Source organism: Dethiosulfatibacter sp., assembly GCF_983023055.1.
Map to the genome: position 1 here is coordinate 1 of NZ_CEZJXU010000187.1, position 4,641 is coordinate 4,641.

Annotated in this window: 4 protein-coding genes and 1 pseudogene; 4 read left to right on the forward strand and 1 reads right to left on the reverse strand. The window is 35.4% G+C overall.

Annotated elements, in window-relative coordinates; translation table 11 throughout:
• Positions 1-600 precede the first annotated feature (600 nt).
• On the forward strand, positions 601-1,266 hold the full coding sequence (locus AC3AX0_RS07645; protein ID WP_487549712.1) for a GntR family transcriptional regulator: 666 nt from the start codon (positions 601-603) through the stop codon (positions 1,264-1,266).
• Between the two features lie 119 nt (positions 1,267-1,385).
• Here the strand turns inward: AC3AX0_RS07645 and AC3AX0_RS07650 are convergent.
• Positions 1,386-1,673: pseudogene (locus AC3AX0_RS07650) on the reverse strand (transposase); the annotation flags it as partial.
• A 678-nt stretch (positions 1,674-2,351) separates the two neighbouring features.
• Between AC3AX0_RS07650 and AC3AX0_RS07655 the strand changes: the two are divergent.
• From AC3AX0_RS07655 to AC3AX0_RS07665, 3 genes are all read left to right on the forward strand, one after another.
• Positions 2,352-3,431: an ornithine cyclodeaminase family protein gene (locus tag AC3AX0_RS07655; protein WP_487549713.1), complete on the forward strand. Its 1,080-nt coding sequence runs from the start codon at positions 2,352-2,354 to the stop codon at positions 3,429-3,431.
• A gap of 222 nt (positions 3,432-3,653) precedes the next feature.
• The gene (locus tag AC3AX0_RS07660) at positions 3,654-4,280 is read left to right on the forward strand and encodes a glutamine amidotransferase-related protein (protein WP_487549714.1); all 627 of its coding nucleotides are present in this window, start codon (positions 3,654-3,656) and stop codon (positions 4,278-4,280) included.
• 117 nt (positions 4,281-4,397) lie between these two features.
• On the forward strand, positions 4,398-4,641 hold a 244-nt coding region (locus tag AC3AX0_RS07665; RefSeq protein WP_487549715.1), incomplete at its 3' end, for a hypothetical protein.

The following is a 4,641-nucleotide window of genomic DNA, read 5'->3' on the forward strand; positions in this document are numbered from 1 at the left end:
TTTTATTAATTCCTCTGACAAATCGCAGGTGGAATCAGCCATTATTTTTATCATTATATGTACGTGACATGAATCTAAAATGGTCACTAAGTCAAGGACATAATAAAAAGAGACTTAAGCAACATAAAGTGGACCCTATGTCAAGGACATTTTTAAAAAACAGACTTGGAAGAGTAAAAATTCGACAAAAAAATAAGCTCCAATGATTGGAATTAAATAACTTCAGTATCTTAATTTATGAAGTTTGCTTTCAAACTTCCGAGTTTGGCTAAGCCTTCATTTACAATGAGAAGGTAGCATGATAGCCTTTTAGGTATTGCATGCTTGTTTTGGCATGCCTTTTTTGCAATTAGTCATGCTCCCAGAGGTTCGTTGTCAATGACAAACGGAGGGTGTTGGTAATAATCCAACACCTACATTTAAAAATATGGTAAAATGATAAATCAGTAAACCAATCTTAACAAGATTATTCAAAGAGGGATTAGTTTATTTTTCTTTTTTCTACAGTAAATCAACGCAACCGAACTTTTATGATAAATTGACAAATCCTAGAAAAAGGAATAATATATAACAGATATATTATGGGAAGGAAGGTATAAGATGAGAAGCTTAAGAAAAACACATAAACATGGCAAGGAGCAGAAAAGTCTTGTAGAAATAGCCTTTGGCAAGATTGAGAACATGATATTGACTTTGGAGTTGGAACCTGGAAGCATATGGTCTGAAATCGAGCTGAGTCAACTGATAGGGATAGGAAGAACACCAGTCAGGGAGGCTGTAAAACTTCTTGAAAATGCATATCTTGTAATTGTAATTCCAAGAAGAGGAATCCTAATCAATGAATTTAGAATAGATGAGTTTATACTTCAAATGGAAGTTAGAAGACCTTTAGAAATCTTGATTTCTAAAAGAGCCGCAAAACATGCAACAGCAGAAGAAAGGCAAATCTTTAATGAACTGACGGAAGAATATATAAAGGCCACTGTAGATAAAGATAAAAACTATGCCATTGAGGTTAGCGACAGATTCAATGAATTAGCGGGGCACTGCTCCAGAAATCCATATGCACACAATGCAATAGCGCCTCTTCACGCTGTTGCAAGAAAAATATATTATATGAAATACGATTTGGATGAAAAACTTATTGAAGAAATCAACTACAGTCATGTAGATGTTATAAAGGCCATAGCCGACGGAGATGTTGAAAAAGCTATCGATAAAAATAAAAAGTTTTTGGATTCCCTTGAACTGTTGGTTAGACCATGAGAAAAAGTGAATCAAGCATCTATAAGGGGCTGTTGCATCAGCAAATAAATTTTGCTGATGCAACAGCCCCTTTTTACATTGAAATTATCTCCTGATTGTGGATAAAGTTTCAAAATTGACGCACTTTTTTTAACCTTAAACAAGTGTTGCCCAAGTCGTTCATCCTGGACTTTCCGATGAAGCTTGTTAATATTATGGTCAATAGCCAATAGTATGCTTTCAGTTAAAACATTCTGCTTTCCTCGGTTTAAAAATTTTCTGAATCCCATGTTTTGTTTTATTTGAGCAAAAGACCCTTCTGCCTGAATACTTCTTTTATCCTGTACAGCTGTTTCCGTAATTTCTTCAGATGTTTGATTTTGACAATATCTTTGTATATGAGTTTGATCCCATAAAGCTTTTCGCATTCAGCGATAAAATCATCTACTTTCTGCAATTTATTTTGCATATGCTTTATTGTCGATTTTTTCCATACTATGGATCTCGAATATGATTGACTTATAATGACAATTCGATAGTCAACTGAATGGGTTTTGTTCTTATGCATGTATGCCAGTTGTTCGTATAATATGGTGATTGTTTCAAGCAATACTTTTTCTTTTTTGGTCGGGGTATAACCATATGACGTAAAGTTATTCAAATATCCGAGGTCGCGTTTAATATAGCCCAATTGTTTTCGAATGGTTTTTCTGATTTTATTCTTGCTTCTCTTCTATACATCCTGGGTTTGAGAAGCGAATAATCAGTACAAAAGCGGTCAATTATCTTTTTCATGCATGGTACTTTCTAACAGACACTCATTTACCTCCATCAACATTTCAGCACTAATCCGTTTTCTGAATGCAACCACTACATAGATAGAATATTTCAAGACTAAAACTCATGTTTGGTCTTTTTTTGCGTTTTTTTGAGTAGAAAGTGTAGGTTTTTGTAATATGTTATTAATATATTAGATAGATACAAGTTAACAAAAACTTGCAGTGAAATCGGTTCCTGAAGAATCGGATGAAAGAGTTTTTGAGCTTGTACAGAAATTAGTTTAATCAAACTAAAATAAATTGATTGATTTAATGGAGGAAAATAAGATGAGTAAAAAAGTTGAGTTTCTTTATCTACAACAGGAAGATTGTGTGAAAGCTGGTGGATATGACATGACAGGTACAATGCAGGCTACGGAGAGGTCATTCTTTCTACATGGAAAAGGTGATTTCATGCTGCCTCATAAACCTGTAATCAGATGGGGTGGACCAGAGACTGAAGAGACAACTGGAAGAATTATGTCAATGCCAGGTTTTCTTGGAGGAGCTGAATATGATGAGGAACTTAAGGCAAAGGGGCTTCTGGGAGCTGTAAATACATCAGGTATAAAATGGATACCAAGCAAGCCTCACAATCCTAAGAAATATGGACTTCCAAGAGCGAATGGAATAATAATAATAGTGAATCCAGAAACGCTTATGCCTGATTGCATAATGGATGGATCACTAGTTTCAGCAATGAGAACTGGAGCAGCAAGCGGAGTTGCAATCAAGTATCTTGCAAATCCTGGAGCTGAAGTTATGGGTCTTGTAGGTGCATCAGTACAAGGAATAACTCAGACACATGCATTCAAATGCGGAGCGCCTTCACTTAAGCTTTGCAAGGTTTACGACCTCAACAAAGAGACTTCCGAAAAGTTCTGTGAAAGAATGAAAAAGGAAATACCAGACATGGACTTTGTGGCAGTAGACAGTGCCGAGGAAGCATTTGTTGGTTCAGATGTAATATCAACAGCAACAATGGCCAAGACTCCATATGTTGACGGGAAATGGTATAAAAAAGGTGCAGTACACTGTGAGATTTCATTCTGGGATACACCAGCAGAGGCACTTACCTATGTTGACCATGTAGTAGTTGACGACTTTGATGCAGTTTCAGGACATGGAGTTGATGTAAGCTACAGGGCAGTAAGAGACGGCGTTATACCAAGAGAAAAGGTAACAGACCTTGGACAGACAGTAGTAGGAAACATCCAGGTTAGAAAGTCTGAAGACGACATAATATTCTTCAATCCTATTGGAATGGGAATACATGATTTGTCTGAAGCACATAGAGTATATACAAATGCCAAGGAAATGGGAATAGGAAGAATATTGCCGTTGTGGGAAAATCCAATATTAGGATAGCTTCAAACAGCGCTTGCATCTACAGTTGGAATAGGAAATATTGTAGGTGTTGCATCAGCAGCTGAAATCATTCTATGTAGTAAATATCGTGAAAAAAATGAAACCGGTGAGTTTGCAGGTGCATTTTAATTGAGTTGTATAATGTCATCAGGCAAAGCAAGAATATTTAGATATATTTATCTTGTATTCACTTTCATCGGTGCCATAGGAGGATTACAAATTATGAATAAGAAAATATTGATAATAAACAATGAAAGAGATAATGAAGATTTAGGATGGATTGAACAGCTTAAAAAGGCAATATTTGAAATAGATTTAGTGGATATTAAAGTAATCCATCATAGCGAAATTTCGCAATCGGTTATATCAGAATTTAAACCGGATTTAGTTATACCATATGGAAGGGTTACACATCACTGGACAATTGAAGAGATAACAGAATCATATTCAAAGGAATTGGAGTTTCTTGAAAATACTACTATTACAACCTTAGGTATCTGTGCTGGTTTCGAACTTATGGCTATAGCTCATGGTGCAAGTATAGGTAAGATGGTAGAAGATGACAATGACGATGTTCTTGAAAGTGGTTATGTTGACCAAAAGATACTAAAGAATAATTCTCTTTTCGATGGATTAGGTGAAACATTCAATTGCAGAGAGCTGCATAGAGAGGAAGTTAAGAATATTCCTAAAAAGTTTGATCTGCTTGCTTCAAGTAAAATGTGTAAAATACAGGCGATAAAGCATAGGGATAAGGAAATGTATGGAATTCAGTTTCATCCTGAATGGTACAATGAAGAATTTATGGATGGAAGGGTAATCTTAGAAAATTTTCTTGAACTAGTGTAGAAAGTGTGTTTTTAGTAACTGTAACATTAATGAATTAAGCCAAAAGGAACTGTCTCATATTAGGCTTTGCTTATTGAGACAGTCCTTTTTTAATTTCGTAAAAAGGGAGGAATGAACTTGAAAGAAAAAATCAACAAAATGTTCAGCAATGATTCCGTACTTATATTTATTTACATAGCACTCATGTGGACCATACTTGCAGTTGTAAGGAACAATCTGAAGTTTCTTACTGATGATTCGGCAGTATTGATGTTCATGAACGGAGTTTGGATTGTTATTCTGGGCTTTGGAACCTTGGCGCTAATGGCCGTATTCATGCATCTTAAGAATCACAAGGAAAGGATTTATACTGAAGACATAG